General features: G+C 72.6%; 17 protein-coding genes and 1 riboswitch. Of the genes, 7 read left to right on the forward strand and 10 right to left on the reverse strand.

All coding sequences use genetic code 11. The features are described 5' to 3' along the window. Window positions 1–18: 18 nt before the first annotated feature. Both ACIOC0_RS14820 and ACIOC0_RS14825 read left to right on the forward strand, forming a co-directional pair. Window positions 19–702, forward strand: coding sequence for an HD domain-containing protein (locus tag ACIOC0_RS14820; RefSeq protein ID WP_402155395.1), 684 nt, complete (start codon window positions 19–21; stop codon window positions 700–702). 52 nt (window positions 703–754) lie between these two features. Further along, window positions 755–1,315 carry a GNAT family N-acetyltransferase gene (locus ACIOC0_RS14825; protein WP_402155396.1) on the forward strand — a complete coding sequence of 187 codons (561 nt, stop codon included), beginning with the start codon at window positions 755–757 and terminating at the stop codon, window positions 1,313–1,315. Between the two features lie 37 nt (window positions 1,316–1,352). Here ACIOC0_RS14825 and ACIOC0_RS14830 read toward each other — a convergent pair whose 3' ends face one another. Beyond that, window positions 1,353–1,619, reverse strand: coding sequence for a DUF4031 domain-containing protein (locus ACIOC0_RS14830; RefSeq protein WP_351091684.1), 267 nt, complete (start codon window positions 1,617–1,619; stop codon window positions 1,353–1,355). Between the two features lie 7 nt (window positions 1,620–1,626). Beyond that, window positions 1,627–2,025: a hypothetical protein gene (locus tag ACIOC0_RS14835; protein WP_402155397.1), complete on the reverse strand. Its 399-nt coding sequence runs from the start codon at window positions 2,023–2,025 to the stop codon at window positions 1,627–1,629. A gap of 288 nt (window positions 2,026–2,313) precedes the next feature. On the opposite strand from ACIOC0_RS14835, the gene murQ reads away from it, so the two are divergent. The 3 genes from murQ to ACIOC0_RS14850 all read left to right on the forward strand — a co-directional run bounded on the left by murQ (window position 2,314) and on the right by ACIOC0_RS14850 (window position 5,386). Beyond that, the gene (gene murQ / locus ACIOC0_RS14840) at window positions 2,314–3,270 is read left to right on the forward strand and encodes an N-acetylmuramic acid 6-phosphate etherase (RefSeq protein ID WP_402155398.1); all 957 of its coding nucleotides are present in this window, start codon (window positions 2,314–2,316) and stop codon (window positions 3,268–3,270) included. Window positions 3,271–3,286: 16 nt separating this feature from the next. After that, window positions 3,287–4,708: a PTS transporter subunit EIIC gene (locus tag ACIOC0_RS14845; RefSeq protein WP_402155399.1), complete on the forward strand. Its 1,422-nt coding sequence runs from the start codon at window positions 3,287–3,289 to the stop codon at window positions 4,706–4,708. Between the two features lie 105 nt (window positions 4,709–4,813). Then, the gene (locus ACIOC0_RS14850) at window positions 4,814–5,386 is read left to right on the forward strand and encodes a hypothetical protein (protein ID WP_402155518.1); all 573 of its coding nucleotides are present in this window, start codon (window positions 4,814–4,816) and stop codon (window positions 5,384–5,386) included. Between the two features lie 87 nt (window positions 5,387–5,473). Here ACIOC0_RS14850 and ACIOC0_RS14855 read toward each other — a convergent pair whose 3' ends face one another. The 6 genes from ACIOC0_RS14855 to thrC all read right to left on the reverse strand — a co-directional run bounded on the left by ACIOC0_RS14855 (window position 5,474) and on the right by thrC (window position 12,957). Beyond that, window positions 5,474–7,018: a carboxylesterase/lipase family protein gene (locus ACIOC0_RS14855; RefSeq protein ID WP_402155400.1), complete on the reverse strand. Its 1,545-nt coding sequence runs from the start codon at window positions 7,016–7,018 to the stop codon at window positions 5,474–5,476. 287 nt (window positions 7,019–7,305) lie between these two features. After that, complete coding sequence (locus ACIOC0_RS14860; protein WP_402155401.1) at window positions 7,306–8,433, reverse strand: NADH:flavin oxidoreductase; 1,128 nt, start codon at window positions 8,431–8,433, stop codon at window positions 7,306–7,308. Between the two features lie 251 nt (window positions 8,434–8,684). Beyond that, a complete protein-coding gene (groL, locus tag ACIOC0_RS14865) occupies window positions 8,685–10,307 on the reverse strand; it encodes a chaperonin GroEL (protein WP_402155402.1) in 1,623 nt (540 codons plus the stop codon). 347 nt (window positions 10,308–10,654) lie between these two features. Further along, window positions 10,655–10,858 carry a cold-shock protein gene (locus tag ACIOC0_RS14870; protein ID WP_004986573.1) on the reverse strand — a complete coding sequence of 68 codons (204 nt, stop codon included), beginning with the start codon at window positions 10,856–10,858 and terminating at the stop codon, window positions 10,655–10,657. A 452-nt stretch (window positions 10,859–11,310) separates the two neighbouring features. Further along, the gene (locus ACIOC0_RS14875) at window positions 11,311–11,586 is read right to left on the reverse strand and encodes a MoaD/ThiS family protein (RefSeq protein ID WP_130441963.1); all 276 of its coding nucleotides are present in this window, start codon (window positions 11,584–11,586) and stop codon (window positions 11,311–11,313) included. Between the two features lie 63 nt (window positions 11,587–11,649). Beyond that, window positions 11,650–12,957, reverse strand: a complete 1,308-nt coding sequence (gene thrC / locus ACIOC0_RS14880; protein WP_402155403.1) for a threonine synthase — start codon at window positions 12,955–12,957, stop codon at window positions 11,650–11,652. Between the two features lie 18 nt (window positions 12,958–12,975). Continuing rightward, window positions 12,976–13,123, reverse strand: a riboswitch (SAM riboswitch). A 179-nt stretch (window positions 13,124–13,302) separates the two neighbouring features. Between thrC and ACIOC0_RS14885 the strand changes: the two genes are divergently transcribed. Further along, the gene (locus ACIOC0_RS14885; RefSeq protein ID WP_402155404.1) at window positions 13,303–14,274 is read left to right on the forward strand and encodes a glucosyl-3-phosphoglycerate synthase; all 972 of its coding nucleotides are present in this window, start codon (window positions 13,303–13,305) and stop codon (window positions 14,272–14,274) included. A 64-nt stretch (window positions 14,275–14,338) separates the two neighbouring features. After that, window positions 14,339–15,787, forward strand: coding sequence for a trehalose-6-phosphate synthase (locus ACIOC0_RS14890; RefSeq protein ID WP_402155405.1), 1,449 nt, complete (start codon window positions 14,339–14,341; stop codon window positions 15,785–15,787). Here the strand turns inward: ACIOC0_RS14890 and otsB are convergent. Both otsB and ACIOC0_RS14900 read right to left on the reverse strand, forming a co-directional pair. Beyond that, window positions 15,775–16,611 carry a trehalose-phosphatase gene (gene otsB, locus ACIOC0_RS14895; RefSeq protein WP_402155406.1) on the reverse strand — a complete coding sequence of 279 codons (837 nt, stop codon included), beginning with the start codon at window positions 16,609–16,611 and terminating at the stop codon, window positions 15,775–15,777. The two genes, ACIOC0_RS14890 and otsB, sit on opposite strands and share 13 nt — an antisense overlap. A 239-nt stretch (window positions 16,612–16,850) precedes the next feature. Next, entirely contained in the window at window positions 16,851–17,093 is a 243-nt protein-coding gene (locus tag ACIOC0_RS14900) for a DUF3263 domain-containing protein (RefSeq protein ID WP_402155407.1), read from the reverse strand. Window positions 17,094–17,107: the final 14 nt, after the last annotated feature.

Raw genomic sequence — 17,107 nt, forward strand, 5'->3', positions numbered from 1 at the left:
CGCGTAAGAATGACGTCCATGACCCCATCGGCCGACGACCGCGAAGCCCCGGCCGCCGGAGGCGGCCTCGACGCCCTGCGCGCCCGCTTCGCCCACGCCCTCCGAAGCGCCCGCGGCCCCGCCCCCGGCCCGGACCCCCTCCCCTACGCCGACGCCCTCCTCGCCCGCTGGCGGGAGCCGCAGCGCCGCTACCACACGCTCACGCACCTCACCGCCGTCCTCGACCACGTCGACGCCCTCGCCGAGCACGCCGGCGACCCGGACGTCGTCCGCCTCGCCGCCTGGTTCCACGACGCCGTCTACCTGCCCGAGCGCTCGGAGAACGAGGAACGCTCGGCCCGTCTCGCCGAGCGCGCGCTCCCCGAGGCCGGTCTGCCGGACGCGAAGACCGCCGAGGTGGCCCGCCTGGTCCGGCTCACCGTCACCCACGCCCCGGCCGACGACGACCCCGACGGCCAGGTGCTCTGCGACGCCGACCTCGCGATCCTGGCCGCGCCGCCGTCCGCGTACGCCGCGTACACGGCCGCGGTCCGCGAGGAGTACCACTTCGTCCCGAACGACGCCTTCCGCGAGGGCCGCGCGGCGATCCTGCGCCAACTCCTCGACCTGCCACGCCTGTTCCACACCCCGCACGGCGTGGAGCACTGGGAGCCGACGGCGCGCCACAATCTCCGCGCGGAACTCGAACTGCTGACGCTGTGACCTACCTCGGAGTAGCGTCGGGCGCGTCCCCCTACCGGAAGGACCGCGCTCGATGAGCGAACAGCCGCCGCTGCCGGGAGCGCCCGCCGAGACGGTCGTGGCGTCCCCTCACGGCGGCACGCTGCGCATCCCCACGCCGCGCCTCACTCTCGAAGGTGTGGCACCGGACGCCGCCGCCGGTCTCCGGGCGGGCGGCGACGGCGGGTTCGCCTGGCTCGGGGGCGCGCCCTTCGAGGGCACCCGGGACGTCTCCGGGATGCTGACCCAGGCGCACGCCGCCGGGGTGTACCGGCCCGAGTTCGGGATGTTCGCGCTCGTGCGGCGCGGTGACGGCCGCGCCGTCGGCAGCATCGCCTTCCACGGACCCCCCGACGACGAGGGCCGCGTCGAGATCGGCTACGACCTCGTCGAGGCCGCCCGTGGGCACGGCTACGCCACCGAGGCGGTCGACGTCCTCACCGCCTGGACGCTGGCCCGGGACGACGTGGGCTGCGTGTGCGCGACGGTCGAGGAGACGAACACCGCGTCCCAGAACGTGCTGCACCGGGCCGGGTTCACCCGCACACGGCTGAACGGCGACGAGCTGCTGCTGTACGTCCGCAGCCGGGGGTGAGACGTGCGGGCGGGCGCTGCTTTCGCACCCCGCCCCGTCAGGCCGGCCGGCCCTTGGGTCTGCGCAGGCCGGCCGCCGTCAGCAGACGGACCACCTCGCGGCTGCTGACCTCGACCGCGCCGGCCGCGACCGCGTCCGCGTAGCGGTGCGACGGGAGGTCGTAGTGGTCCCGTTCGAAGGCGCGCCGCGGCACACCCAACCCCTCGGCGAATGCGTGCAGTTCGTCGAAGGAGAGGTCGCTGACCAGATGGGACCACAGCCGGCCGTGACCGGGCCAGCTCGGCGGGTCGATGTAGACCGTCACCGGGACCTCACGAGGCCTGCGGCCCGCCGACCGCCCGGCCCAGCGTGCCCACCGCCGCGACCCGCACCCCCGCCTTGTGGCACACCCAGTGCGGGTCCGGACCGAGTTCGGGCTCCACGTCGAGCGCGTGCGGGTCGCCCGAGCCGCACACCGGGCACAACGGCCAGCGCCCGTACCGCTCCAGCAGCGCGTCCTGCACGTCCTGCGCGACCAGCCCGGCGACGAACGCCACGCCCTCCGGCCACTGCTCGACCCACCAGCGCCGCTGCACCACGGAGTCCTCGACCATCGAGACGACGTCCGCCGCGGCGACGTCGCCCGCGGCCAGATCGGCGAGCACCAGGGCGCGGGCCGCGTGCAGCGCCTGTTCCAGGGGGTCGACGGGGTTGCCGGAGGAGGGATCCATGCCCCCATTGTGCGCAACTCCCTCCCCCGACCTCGAACCGGAAGTGCTTTTCGACCCCGGTACGGGGACCATGTGCTCACCTGCCCGGCGCACCCGCGGCAGCCCGGCGCCCGCCCTGGCCGCGTCGTGCGAGGCGTCGGCCGGCCGGCACCGGTAAACCGTAGGGGTGTTCGCCCCCGGCCGGCCCGGGCCCGCCCCACCGGTCGCGCCCCCGCGGCGGACCGCACGCCCTGACCGCCGCACGCCCCAGCCGGCCGCATCGACCCCGCACCGGAAAGAGCCCTCCCCATGACCACCTCCTCCCCTCCTCCCGGCCCTCGTGCCCGTCACGACGAACTGCGCTCGCAGCTCGACTCCCTCACCACCGAGGCCTTCCGGCCCGAGCTGGCCGAGATCGACCGGCTCCCCACCCTCGACATCGCCCGCCTGATGAACGGCGAGGACGCCACCGTCCCCGCCGCGGTCGCCGCGCGGCTGCCCGAGATCGCCGCCGCCGTCGACGCCGTCGCCGAGCGGATGGCGCGCGGCGGACGGCTCATCCACGCCGGCGCCGGCACCGCCGGACGGCTCGGTGTGCTCGACGCCTCCGAGTGCCCGCCCACCTTCGCCACCGCCCCTGGCCAGGTGGTCGGACTGATCGCCGGCGGCCCGGAGGCGATGATTCGCTCCGTCGAGGGCGCCGAGGACTCCCGCGAGCTGGCCGAGGCGGACCTCGCCGGCCTCGCCCTCACCCCCGAGGACACCGTGGTCGGCATCTCCGCCTCCGGACGCACCCCCTACGCCCTCGCCGCCGTCGAGTACGCCCGCTCCCGGGGCGCCCTGACCGTCGGGCTGGCCTGCAACCCGGGCAGCGCGCTGGCCGCCGCCGCCGAGCACGGCATCGAGGTCGTCGTCGGACCGGAACTCCTCACCGGCTCCACCCGGCTGAAGGCGGGCACCGCCCAGAAGCTGGTGCTGAACATGCTCTCGACGATCACGATGATCCGGCTCGGCAAGACCTACGGGAACCTCATGGTCGACGTGCGCGCCTCCAACGAGAAGCTGCGCGCCCGCTCCCGGCGGATCGTCGCCCTCGCCACGGGTGCCGCCGACGAGGAGATCGAGGCCGCCCTCACAGCCACCGGCGGCGAGGTGAAGCACGCGATCCTGGCCCTGCTCGCCGGGGTCGACGGACCGTCGGCCGCCCGCCTTCTGGAGGAGTCCGACGGCCGTCTGCGCGCCGCGCTCGCCGCCGCGGGGCGTTGAGCCGCACCCTCGGGGAGTGCGCATCGACCCCACCGTCACCGCCGCCGCCGTCCTGCCCCTCGTGGGCGGCCCGGCCAACGTCGTCTCCGTCGCCCACTGCATGACCCGGCTGCGGCTGGGCCTGGCCGACCCGTCCCGGGTGGACGAGGAGGCGCTGCGGTCCCTGCCCGGCGTCCTCGGGCTCGTCGTGGACGCCGGCTCGTACCAGGTGGTGCTGGGCCCGGGCGCGGTGACGCGGGTGACCTCCGCCCTCGAAGCACTGCTCGCCGCACCCACCGACGGCGAACCCCCCGGTGCGGCGCGCGGCGAACTCGCCGGTGAACTCGCCGCGCGCGGGGACCTGTTGCGGGAGGAGCGGCGGCGGCGCAACGCCACGCCCCTCAAGTCGGCACTGCGCCGCCTCGCGAACGTCTTCGTCCCCCTCATCCCCGCCCTCATCGGCTGCGGCGTCGTCGCGGGAGTCAACGGGCTGCTGGTGAACGCCGGCCTGCTGCCGTGGCTGACGCCCGCGCTGTCCGCCGTCGCCTCCGGCTTCATGGCGCTGATCGCGGTCTTCGTCGGCCTCAACACCGCCAAGGAGTTCGGCGGCACGCCGGTCCTCGGCGGCGCGGTCGCCGCGATCGTGGTGTATCCGGGCGTCGCGAAGCTCACCGTGTTCGGGGTGACGCTCTCCCCCGGCCAGGGCGGCGTCCTCGGCGCGCTGGCCGCCGCCCTGCTGGCGACCCGTGTCGAGAAGTGGTGCCGGGGCCGGGTCCCCGACGCCCTGGACGTGCTCCTCACCCCCACCCTCACCGTCCTCGTCGCGGGCCTCGCCACCCTCTACGGCCTGATGTGGGCGGCCGGCGCGGTGTCCACCGCCATCGGCACGGCCGCGAACTGGCTGCTCACGACGACGGGCCCCTTCGCCGGCCTCGTCCTCGGCGGACTGTTCCTGCCGCTGGTGATGCTGGGCCTGCACCAGGCCCTCATCCCCATCCACGCCACCCTCATCGAGCAGCAGGGCTACACCGTGCTGCTGCCCGTCCTGGCGATGGCCGGCGCGGGCCAGGTCGGCGCCTGCCTCGCCGTCTACGTCCGTCTGCGTCATGACACCTCCCTGCGTACGACGATCCGCTCGGCGCTCCCGGCGGGTCTGCTGGGCGTCGGCGAGCCCCTGATCTACGGCGTCTCCCTTCCTCTGGGGCGCCCGTTCCTCACCGCCTGCGCGGGCGGGGCGGCCGGCGGCGCGTTCGTCGGCTTCTTCGCGATGCTCGGCGACCGCGTCGGCGCGACGGCCATCGGTCCGTCCGGCTGGGCCCTGTTCCCCCTGCTGGCCGGGAACCGCGGCTGGGGCTCCCTGCTCGCCATCTACTCGGGCGGCCTGCTGACGGGCTACGCCGTCGGCTTCACCGCGACCTACCTCTTCGGCGTCCCCGACCGCCCGCGCCCACCGGCCTGACCCCGCTCCGCCCCGGACATGTGCGACCGTGGTTTCGAGAACCACCGCCCCGCGCCGCCCGCGCGACGCAACCTCGGCCAGCAGCAGAAACCGGAGCCGCCCGCCATGAACCACGCCCAGCTCACCCACCTGGGCCGCGCCCTCCGCCTCCTCGGTGAGCACGGCGATGCCCTCGCCGCGGACACCCCGGACGCCAAGCTCCACGAGGTCAAGGCGGACCTGCGGCGCGCCCTGGAGCTGCTGGACGAAAGCGTCACCGCCGCCGCGCCCGCCACCCGGTGCGCCGAGCACCCCGGCGGCCCGGTCGACCAGGCCGCCCCCGACCTCTGCCTGCTCTGCGAGACCCGCCGCCGCGCGGCCCGCCGCGCCGAGTTCAACGGCCCCGCCCCGCACTCATCGAGCCCGGCCGCCCCCACCCCTTCCCGCTACGGCACCCGCGCCGACCGCCCCCAGCCCCAGCAGCGCTGGCTCCCGGAGCTGTGGAACGGACAGGAGTGGCAGCTGTGCGGCACCCCCCGCCGGGACCGCCGCGAGGCCGAGCTCTACCTCGCCGCCCTGCGCCGCGGCTCCCGCCCCGCGATGGCCTACCGGCTGGTGCACGAGTTCACCGACTACGAGGTGCTGCGGATCTGGGGCACCCCGGTCCGCACCGACATCGAACCTCTCGGCAACCTGTAGTCCCTTCTCCGTCCCGTCCCGTCCCGTCGTCCCGTCCCGTCGTCCCGTTCCTTTGCCCCGTCCCTTCGTCCTGTTTCTCCGTCCCGGTCACCGTCCCACCAGCGGCAGCGCCGGGAAGTCGTAGCCCTCCCACAGCCGCCGCGACGTCTCCTCCGGATACGCCCGCACCTCCGGCCGCACGTCCAGCACCTGCGTCAGCCGCCGCTGCCCGTCGTACGCCGGCCAGCCCGGGTCGCCGGTCCGGGCGAAGGACGTCCACGCGGCCTGGAAGCGGGCCGTCAGCTCCTTGGCCTCCGCCGGCACCTCCACCCCCGCGAACAGCAGCGCCCCCAGGTCCGCCTCGTAAGTGCCGAACAGCAGGGGCACGTCCAGGGCGTGGCACGCGCCGAGCCCGCCGCCCATGCCCGGCGCCGGCCAGGTCAGCTCGTAGAGATGGACCCGGCCACCGCCCGCGATCTGCGCCTCGCCCAGCCGCAGGGACGGTATCTGGAACAGCCAGTCCGACTGCACCCGCTCGTACAACTCCTCGGCTCCCGCCTCCGGGTAGGCCGCGCGGTAAGCGGCCTCGCCGCCGTCCGGGGCGAACGTCCGCAGCGCGGCGGCCGCCTGTTCCTCCGTCACCTTGCCCAGGCGGCCCGTCATGGCGACGAACAGGCGGTACTCCTGCGCGTTGTGCCCGACGACCAGTTCCACGTCCCGCCCGGCGCCCGCCGCCAGCGCCTGCCAGGGGGTGGCGGGCAGGACCTCGCCGTCGACGACCGGCGAGAAAGGCGTGGCCGTGGGCGCGACCTGCCCCCAGCGGTCCACCCGCTGCCCCATCTTCGCGCCCACCGCGGCCCCGGCCTCCGTCAGCCGACGCGGGTCCACCGCGGACAGGTCGGCGGCCGTGGGGCGCAGCCCGGCCTCGGCCGCGATGGCCGCCGCCAGGTCGCGGGCCAGTTCGTCGGAGAAGAACGTGCCGGGCACGCTCTGGGCGATCGCCCGCCCGAACAGCCCGCGCGCGCCCGGTGCGGCGAGCAGCGCGGCCACCGAACCGGCGCCCGCCGACTCGCCGAACACGGTCACCCGGCCGGGGTCCCCGCCGAACCCCGCGATGTTGTCCCGCACCCACTCCAGCGCCGCGATCTGGTCCAGCAGCCCCCGGTTGGCGGGAGCGCCGTCCAGCCGCGCGAACCCCTCTATGCCGACGCGGTAGTTGAAGGTGACCACCACGAGGTCGCCGGCGCGGGCTATGTGCTGGGCGTCGTATCCCGGGCTGCCGGAATGCCCGAGCTTGTAGGCGCCGCCGTAGATCCACACCATCACCGGCCGGGCGGCCTCCGCCGGGTCCGTCCCGAGCCCGCCCGTCTCCGGCGTCCAGACGTTCACCGTCAGCCAGTCGTCGCCCGTGGGCTCCTCACGGGTTGCCGCGAGCCCCTGGAACACCGCCTCCTGCGGGGGCGGCGGCCCGAAGGCGTGCGCGTCCCGCACGCCGTCCCACGGCTGCGGCGGGCGTGGGGCCTGGAACCGGGCCTCGCCGACCGGAGGCGCGGCGAACGGGATGCCGCGGAACACCGTCAGGCCGTCCTCACGGCGCCCGCGCACGGCTCCCGCGGCGGTGCGCACGACGAGCTGGGACTCGGCGATCGTCATCCAACACTCCTGTCATCGACTGACTTTGACTGGCTTCGACTGTCATGGACTGCCGTCGGCTGTGATCAGCTGTCGTCTGCGGTGATCCGCTGTCATCGGCCGGCTGTTCATGGAACGACCGGCGGTCGGGGGAAGTGCCGGAAGCGGCCGTCACCCCTCGTGTGAGTGACAGCCGCCTCGCGAAGTCGTATGACATGAACGGGGCCCGAGGCGGACAGCATTCCACCCCGGGCCCCGCGAGGGCTCACCCCGGACTCAGCCGGGACGCACCCCGGACACAGCTCAGCTCAGCTCAGCGTGCGCAGCGCCGACGCGTCGTAGGGAGCCAGGTCGGCGAAGCGGCCGGCGAGGACCTTCGCCGCCCACTGCGGGTCCTGGAGCAGGGCGCGCCCCACGGCCACCATGTCGAACTCGTCGCGCTCCAGGCTGTCGAGGAGGTCGTCGATGCCCTTGACCGGCGAGCCCTCGCCCTGGAACCCCTTGATGAAGTCGCCGTCGAGACCGACCGAGCCGACGGTGATGGCGGTCTTGCCGGTGAGCTTCTTGGTCCAGCCCGCGAGGTTGAGGTCGGAGTCCTCGAACTCCGGCAGCCAGTAGCGGCGGGTGGAGGCGTGGAAGGCATCGACACCGGCCGCGGCGAGCGGGGTCAGGATGGCCTCCAGCTCCTCCGGGGTCTCGGCGAGGCGCGCGTCGTAGGCCTCCTGCTTCCACTGCGAGTAGCGGAAGATGATCGGGAACTCGGGCGAGACGGTCTCCCGCACGGCGGCCACGATCTCGGCGGCGAACTTCGTACGGGCCACCGGGTCGCCGCCGTAGGCGTCGGTGCGGCGGTTGGTGTGCTCCCACAGGAACTGGTCGACGAGGTAGCCGTGGGCGCCGTGGATCTCCACGCCGTGGAAGCCGATGCGCTCGGCGGCGGCCGCGGCCTGTGCGAACGCCCCGATGACGTCGTCCAGGTCGCGCTGGGTCATGGCCTTGCCGGTGACGTCGTCGCCGTCGACGCGGATGCCGGAGGGACCGACGGCGGGCGCGTCCGCGTAGGGCGGCTCGCCGTCCTTGCGCACCATCCCGATGTGCCACAGCTGGGGCACGATCGTGCCGCCCGCCGCGCGCACGGCCTCGGCGACCTTCGCCCACCCCGCGAGCTGCTCCTCGCCGTGGAACCGGGGCACCCGGTCGCTCTGGCCGGCGGAGTCGTGCCCGACGTACGTACCCTCGGTGACGATGAGGCCGACGCCGGCGGCGGCGCGACGGGCGTAGTACGACACGACGTCGTCGCCGGGGACGCCGCCCGGGGAGAACATGCGCGTCATCGGCGCCATCGCGATGCGGTTCGGGACCGTGAGGCCGTTGATCGTGACCGGCCGGGAGAGGATCTCGGCAGCGCGGGTGGAAGTGGGCGGGGTGACGCTCACGTGGGGCTCCTCACGACGTAACCATTGGTATGTGCATATGCATTCAGTTCCTGCGAACGGTTCAACCGGCTGGGACGCCTCCCGCATTCCGGCTCACGACCACCCCGCCCTGTGATCCCGCCCACGCACCCACCGGCCGCCCGCCCCCGGAGGTCGGCCGCGGCAGCCGAAACGCCCGAGGGCGGCACCCCCCGCGTCAGCAGGGGGTGCCGCCCTCGGTCCGAAGGACAGGCGATCAACCGTCAGGTCGATCAGAAGTCCATGTCACCGCCCGGCATGCCGCCGCCGGCCGGGGCCGCGGCCTTCTCCGGCTTGTCGGCGATGACGGCCTCGGTGGTGAGGAACAGCGCGGCGATCGACGCGGCGTTCTGCAGCGCGGAGCGCGTCACCTTCGCCGGGTCGATGATGCCCTCGGCGATCATGTCGACGTACTCGCCGGTCGCGGCGTTCAGGCCGTGGCCGACCTGGAGGTTGCGGACCTTCTCCACGACGACGCCGCCCTCGAGACCACCGTTGACGGCGATCTGCTTGAGCGGGGCCTCCAGCGCGAGCTTCACGGCGTTGGCGCCGGTCGCCTCGTCACCGTCGAGCTCCAGCTTCTCGAAGACCTGGGAGGCCTGCAGCAGGGCCACGCCACCACCGGCGACGATACCCTCCTCGACGGCCGCCTTCGCGTTGCGGACGGCGTCCTCGATGCGGTGCTTGCGCTCCTTGAGCTCCACCTCGGTGGCCGCGCCCGCCTTGATGACGGCCACGCCGCCCGCGAGCTTCGCCAGGCGCTCCTGGAGCTTCTCGCGGTCGTAGTCGGAGTCGCTGTTCTCGATCTCGGCGCGGATCTGGTTCACACGGCCCGCGACCTGGTCCGAGGAGCCGGCGCCGTCGACGATCGTGGTCTCGTCCTTGGTGACGACGACCTTGCGGGCGCGGCCCAGAAGGTCCAGGGTCGCGTTCTCCAGCTTGAGGCCGACCTCCTCGGAGATGACCTCGCCGCCCGTGAGGATGGCGATGTCGCCGAGCATGGCCTTGCGGCGGTCGCCGAAGCCCGGGGCCTTGACGGCGACGGACTTGAACGTGCCACGGATCTTGTTGACGACCAGGGTCGACAGGGCCTCGCCCTCGACGTCCTCGGCGATGATCAGCAGCGGCTTGCCCGACTGCATGACCTTCTCCAGGAGCGGGAGCAGGTCCTTGACGCTGGAGATCTTGGAGTTGGCGATCAGGATGTACGGGTCGTCGAGGACGGCCTCCATACGCTCCATGTCGGTGGCGAAGTACGCCGAGATGTAGCCCTTGTCGAAGCGCATGCCCTCGGTGAGCTCGAGCTCGAGCCCGAAGGTCTGCGACTCCTCGACGGTGATGACGCCTTCCTTGCCGACCTTGTCCATGGCCTCGGCGATGAGCTCGCCGATCTGGGTGTCGGCGGCGGAGATGGAGGCCGTCGAAGCGATCTGCTCCTTGGTCTCGACATCCTTCGCCTGCTCCAGCAGGGCACCGGAGACGGCCTCGACGGCCTTCTCGATACCGCGCTTGAGGGCCATCGGGTTGGCGCCGGCGGCTACGTTGCGCAGACCCTCCTTGACCAGGGCCTGGGCGAGGACGGTCGCGGTGGTCGTACCGTCACCGGCGACGTCGTCCGTCTTCTTGGCGACTTCCTTGACCAGCTCGGCGCCGATCTTCTCGTACGGGTCCTCGAGCTCGATCTCCTTGGCGATGGACACACCATCGTTGGTGATCGTGGGGGCGCCCCACTTCTTCTCGAGGACGACGTTGCGGCCCTTGGGGCCGAGCGTCACCTTGACGGCGTCCGCGAGCTGGTTCATGCCGCGCTCGAGGCCGCGCCGCGCCTCCTCGTCGAACGCGATGATCTTGGCCATGTGAAGTGGTCCCTCCAGGACTGGGGGTGATTCCTTCGGACCGCGCCCGCGCCCGCGACGGACGGCTCGCCGGCCTCGTGGTTCCTTCCCACCCGGCCTGCGGGCCTCACCGACCCGGTCCTTCGTTGTCACTCTCACCTTCAGAGTGCTAACGCCAATGATTAGCACTCGGCCATGGCGAGTGCAAGCGCCTTCGTCGGATACGCCGGGACTGTCGGCCATGCGCGAACACCGCCGGCGCCCCCGGAACCGCCGGGACGGGGCCACGGCGCGGCCGGATCCACGGCCGGGCAGCACGAAGGGCCCGCACCCCCGTCGGCGGGGTGCGAGCCCTTCGTTTGAAACGTTCAGGCGGTGACGCGAACCATGTCGGCCTGCGGGCCCTTCTGGCCCTGCGAGATCTCGAACTCGACCCGCTGGCCCTCTTCCAGGGTGCGGTAGCCGTCCATCTGAATGGCGCTGTAGTGGACGAAGACGTCCGCACCACCGTCGACCGCGATGAAGCCGTACCCCTTCTCCGCGTTGAACCACTTGACGGTGCCCTGAGCCATGCCTAACTCCCCTATTACTGGCCCTTGCACAGATCCACACTTCGCGGATCCGGGTCAGACCTCACCCCCCAGTTGGTTGGGGGCGTGCGCCGGAACGCGTCGACCGCGGCTGAATGTATCTGTCCAACTGCCGTCTGCAACAGGTCAATCGGACGAGAATTCTGGACGCACACCGTCCGGAAAGTGGTGAGAATTCGTCCGAATTCAGGGCAAGTCGGACCGCCCAAACGTTACAAAAGCCGCAGAAGGCGCACACACTTTGGCTACTTCTTGTCGGACGTAAGGCAGAAATCAAAGGCTCCGGATCATTGAATCGGAGGCCGGTTCCCCAACTGTACCGCGCTCAACCACACTGAATTGCCCCCTCCGCTTCTCTTGCGGAGAGGGCAATTCGATGAACTCTCGGTAATCACTGTTACCGACGGTTACTACCGGCGGGTAGGGACCGTCGCTCAGCCACCCGCGACGGCCGGAATGATGGAAACTCCCGCACCCTCGGGCGTCGCCGTCTCAAGGCCCTGCTCGAAGCGGACGTCGTCGTCGTTCACGTACACGTTGACGAACCGGCGCAGCTTGCCCTGGTCGTCGAGAACGCGGGCGGCGATGCCCGTGTGGTTCTTCTCCAGGTCGGCGATGACCTCCCCGAGGGTCCCGCCCTCGGCGGTGACCTCGGCCGCCCCGCCCGTGTAGGTGCGGAGAATGGTCGGGATGCGGACGGTGACGCTCATGCTCAGACCTCCGGTGAAGCAGACTGCTGACAGGCGCGGGGGCCGGTGCCCCGGCGGACGGGACTAGACGAGACCAGCCTCGCGGAACGACTCCAGGTTCGGCCGGATCGTCGCGGTGAGCCCCGTGCCGGCCACCGCGTCCAGGGTCTTCAGACCGTCCCCGGTGTTGAGGACGACGGTCGTCAGCGTCGGGTCCAGCACCCCGTTCTCGATCAGCTTGCGCGTCACGCCCACGGTCACTCCGCCGGCGGTCTCCGCGAAGATCCCCTCGGTCCGCGCCAGCACCTTGATCGCGTCGACGATCTGCTCGTCGTTCACGTCCTCCACCGCGCCGCCGGTGCGCCGCGCGATGTCGAGCACGTACGGGCCGTCGGCAGGGTTGCCGATCGCCAGCGACTTGGCGATGGTGTCCGGCTTCTGCGGCCGCACGACGTCGTGCCCCGCCTTGTAGGCGACGGACACCGGTGAGCACCCCTCCGCCTGCGCGCCGAAGATCTTGTACGGCTTGTCCTCGACGAGCCCGAGCTTGATCAGCTCCTGCAGCCCCTTGTCGATCTTCGTGAGCTGGGAGCCGGAGGCGATGGGCACCACCAGCTGGTCGGGGAGCCGCCAGCCGAGCTGCTCGCAGATCTCGTACGCCAGCGTCTTGGAGCCCTCGGCGTAGTACGGCCGCAGGTTGACGTTGACGAAGCCCCAGCCCTCGCCCGCCGGGTCGCCGATGAGCTCGGAGCAGAAGCGGTTGACGTCGTCGTAGTTGCCCTCGATGCCGACGAGTTCACCGCCGTAGACCGCGGCCATGACGACCTTGCCCTGCTCCAGGTCGTGCGGGATGAACACGCAGGAGCGGAAGCCGGCCCGGGCCGCGGCGGCGCCCACCGCGCCGGCGAGGTTGCCGGTGGAGGAGCAGGAAAGGGTGGTGAAGCCGAACGCGCGGGCGGCCTCCAGGGCCTGGGCGACGACCCGGTCCTTGAAGGAGTGGGTCGGGTTGCCGGAGTCGTCCTTCACGAACAGCTTGCCGGGCTCGACGCCCAGCTCGCGGGCCAGGTTGTCGGCCTGGACGAGCTTGGTCCAGCCGGGGTTGATGTTCGGCTTGTCCGCGACGTCGGCCGGGACGGGCAGCAGCGGGGCGTAGCGCCAGATGTCGGCGGGGCCGGCCTCGATGCGCTTGCGGAGCTCCTCCGTGTCGTAGGAGGAGAAGTCGTAGGCGATCTCCAGCGGGCCGAAACACTCCTCGCAGGCGAAGACCGGGCCGAGGGGGACGCGGTGACCGCACTCCCGGCAGCTCAGCGCCGCGGCGGGGCCGAGATCGACGGCGGGGGCGGCGGTGCCGGTGGAAGCGGTGGTTCCGGTCGCAACAGTCTGCGCAGCCATGTGAGGCGAGGCCCTTTCTCCTCATCTTCCTCACGACGCATCTCGCCGTGAGACGGATTTGGCACCTTCCCGAGCCGGGAGCCCCGCCACGTCGATGTGACAAGAGCCGGCTGGAGGGTTGCCGGGGCTTCATCGGGCCGTGTCCCTCTGCCCCTCTGGATGAGCGGTATGCAGTTGTTGATCCCTGAACGCCGGATTGACCCCGGACATGCGATGGTCATCCGCGTTGTTCAAGACTGTAACCGACACCCCGGACAGTTGAGATAGTCGTCCGAAGCGCGAGACGGATCACACGGTCACCCCCCGTGCACCTGGTGTGATCGCGACAGTGAGGAGCCGCAGACCGTGCTGGAAGAAGTCGGGCGCTGGCTCGCCACCCGCTCCTGGTCGGTGACCGATCGCCCGCTGCACAGAATCCTGGCCGCCAAGCGCGCCACGGGCCAGTCGGTGTCCGTGGTGCTGCCCGCGCTGAACGAGGAGGAGACGGTCGGCGAGATCGTCACGGTCATCCGTCACGACCTCATGCGGCAGGCCCCGCTCGTCGACGAGATCGTCGTCGTCGACTCCGGCTCCACCGACCGCACCTCCCAGGTCGCCGCGGCGGCGGGGGCGCGCGTCGTCCACCGGGACGCGATACTCCCCCGCATCCCGGCGCTGCCCGGCAAGGGCGAGGTGCTGTGGCGGTCGCTGCTGGTCACCACGGGCGACGTCGTCTGCTTCGTGGACGCCGATCTGCGGGAGTTCTCCTCCGACTTCGTGTCCGGAATCGTCGGCCCGCTGCTCACCGATCCCGGCGTGGACCTGGTCAAGGCCATGTACGACCGCCCCCTGGGCGCCGGAGCCGACACGCCCGCCCCCACCGGGGCGGCCGGCCAGGGCGGCCGGGTCACGGAACTGATGGCGCGCCCGCTGCTGAACATGCACTGGCCGCAGCTCGCGGGCTTCGTGCAGCCCCTCGGCGGCGAGTACGCGGCCCGCCGCAGTCTGCTGGAGCGGCTGCCCTTCCCCGTCGGCTACGGGGTCGAGCTGGGGATGCTCGTCGACGCGCTGCACCTGGTCGGTCTGGACGCGCTCGCCCAGGTCGACGTGGGCGTGCGCAGACACCGCCACCAGGACGGGCAGGCGCTCGGCCGGATGGCGGCTGCGATCTACCGCACCGCGCAGCTGCGGCTGGCCCGCGGCCACCTGGTGCGCCCCGCCCTCACCCAGTTCGAGCGCGGCGCGGACGGCTTCGAACCGCGCACCCACCCGGTGGACACCGAGGAGCGGCCGCCGATGGCGGAGATCGCGGAGTACGCCTCCCGCAGGGTGGCGTGAGCGACACCCCCTCGGAGGGCTTCCGTACGTTTGAGCGTTTCCCGTGCGGGCTAGGTTGAGGCGTATGGCTTCCACGGCTTCCCCGCACGACGTCGCTGCCCAGGGTGCTCAGGTGTTGGTCGCGTCCAACCGCGGCCCGGTCTCCTACACGGTCCACGAGGACGGCTCGCTGCAGACCAAACGGGGCGGCGGCGGCCTGGTGTCGGGCCTTTCCGCCATCGGCCCGGAGGCGGGCGCCCTGTGGGTGTGCTCGGCCCTCTCCGACGACGACCGCGAGGCGGTCCGGCGCGGGGTCGGCGAGGACGGCGTGCGGATGCTGGACATCCCCGCCGACGTGCACGCCGACGCCTACAACGGCATCGCCAACTCCGTGCTCTGGTTCGTCCACCACCTGCTCTACCAGACCCCGCTGGAGCCGGTGTTCGACGCCGGCTTCCGACGCCAGTGGGCGTCGTACGAGACGTACAACCACGCCTTCGCCGAGGCGCTCGCCGAGGAGGCGGCGCCGGGCGCGGCCGTCCTCGTGCAGGACTACCACCTGTGCCTCGTCCCCGGAATGCTCCGCGAGCTCCGCCCCGACCTGCGCATCGGCCACTTCTCGCACACGCCGTGGGCGCCCGTGGACTACTTCGGCCTGCTGCCCGCCGACGTCCGCCGGCAGCTGCTGCGGGGCATGCTCGGCGCGGACCGGCTCGGCTTCCTCACCCGCCGCTGGGCGGACGCCTTCACCGCGTGCTGCGACGAGTTCGCCGGCGGCCTCGACGGGACCGAGATCGGCGTGCACGGGCTCGGCGCGGACGCCGACTTCCTGCGCGCCCGCTCCCACGAGCCGGACGTCGACGAGCGCATGGCGGCGCTGCGCGAGGAGATCGGCGCCGCCCCCGACGGCGGCGCCCGCCGGACCATCGTCCGCGTCGACCGCACCGAGCTGTCGAAGAACATCGTGCGCGGCCTGCTGGCCTACCGGCAGCTCCTCGACGACCGACCGGAGTGGCGCGAACGCGTCGTCCACGTCGCCTTCGCCTACCCCTCCCGCCAGGACCTCGCGGTCTACCGCGACTACACCGCCGAGGTGCAGCGGGTCGCGCGGGAGATCAACGAGTCGTACGGCACCCCCGGCTGGACCCCGGTCGTCCTGCACGTCAAGGACGACTTCGCCCGCTCCCTCGCCGCCTACCGCCTCGCCGACGTGGCCTTGGTCAACCCCATCCGGGACGGCATGAACCTCGTCGCGAAGGAGGTGCCGGTCGTCTCCGACGAGGGCTGCGTGCTGGTCCTGTCCCGGGAGGCCGGCGCGTACGCGGAACTCGGCGACGACGCGATCGTCGTGAACCCCTACGACGTGCTGGAGACCGCCCGCGCCCTGCACGAGGCGCTCACCACGCCGCCGCAGGAGCGGGCGGAGCACACCAAGAGGCTGACGGCGGCCGCGACCGCGCTGCCCCCGGCCCAGTGGTTCCTGGAGCAGTTGCAGGCGCTGCGCAACGTCCGGCCGGGTGTTCAGCCCAGCTGATCCGCGAGCGCGCGCAGCAGTCGTACGACGCCTGCCGGGCCGTCGACGACGAGGTCCGCGCGCTCGGAGAGCTCGGTGACCTCGGCGCTGCCGCTGGCCACGAGCAGGCCGGGCACCCCCTCGGAGCGGAGTCGGTCGACGGCGGCGAAGGCGGGGAGGTCGCCGAGGTCGTCGCCGGCGTAGAGGACGCACTCGGCGCCGATCTCCCGCACGTACTCGGTCAGGGCGACGCCCTTGTCCACGCCGGGCGGCCGCAGCTCCAGGACCATGCGGCCCGGCTCGACGATCAGCCCGTGCCGGGCGGCGAGGTCGGCGAGGGGCTTGCGCAGCGCCTCGAAGGCGGCCTGCGGGTCCTCGGCACGCCGGGTGTGCACGGCGACGGCCCGGCCCTTCTCCTCCACCCACGTCCCCGGCCACGCCCCGGCCGCCTCCAGCACGTCCGGCAGTTCGGCGCGGGCGGCGGCGACGCCGGGGTGGGGGTCGGGCGCGCTGACGGTGTCGGTGCGGGCGTCCCAGCGTTCGGCGCCGTAGTGCCCGAGCACCACCAGCCGGTCCAGGCCCGGCACCCCGGCGAAGCCGCCGTTGCGCACGGCCACGGCGGGCGGCCGGCCGGTGACGACCGCGATGGAGGCGACCTTCGGGGCGAGCGCCGCGAGCGCGGGGACGGCGTCGGGGTGCGCCCGGGCGTCGTCGGGGTTCTCGACGATCGGGGCGAGGGTGCCGTCGAAGTCGAGCGCGACGAGGGTGGCGCCGGGACGCGCGAGGATCGCCTCGAGCGCCTCCCGGCCTTGGGGGGTCGTGGGGGTGGGGAGTTGGGTGCCCATACGGTGAGGTTATCCACGGCAGCCGACACCATCCCAGCCCGTCTGGGGGTCCCCCCTCTGGGGAGTTCGAGGACGCGGCCCGTCCAGGGCCGCTCAGGGGGCCGGGGGCACCGGTGACAGCCCGTCCGGCGTTCGAGGACGAGGCCCGTTCAGGGCCGGCAGGAGGTCTGGGGGCGTAGCCCCCAAGGGCGGAGGACACACAGCGGCTCACCGAATCGGCGCACCCCCCGGAGGGATTCTCAGCGCTCCGCCCGGCGGGCCTCCCGGACGCGGCGGAGGCGGTTGACCGTCACCGGGTCGTGGGACAGGGCGCGCGGGTCGTCCAGGAGGGCGTTGAGGAGCTGGTAGTAGCGCACCGGGGACAGCTGAAGCTCCTCACGGATCACCCGCTCCTTCGCGCCGGGCCCGGAGAACCCGCGCCGTTCCAGGGCGAGGATGTCCCGCTCCCTCGCCCCCAGCTCCTGCCCCTCAGGCCGTTCCATGCCCTGCACGGTAG

The sequence above is a fragment of the Streptomyces sp. NPDC088254 genome (assembly GCF_044740925.1).
GTDB lineage: Bacteria > Actinomycetota > Actinomycetes > Streptomycetales > Streptomycetaceae > Streptomyces.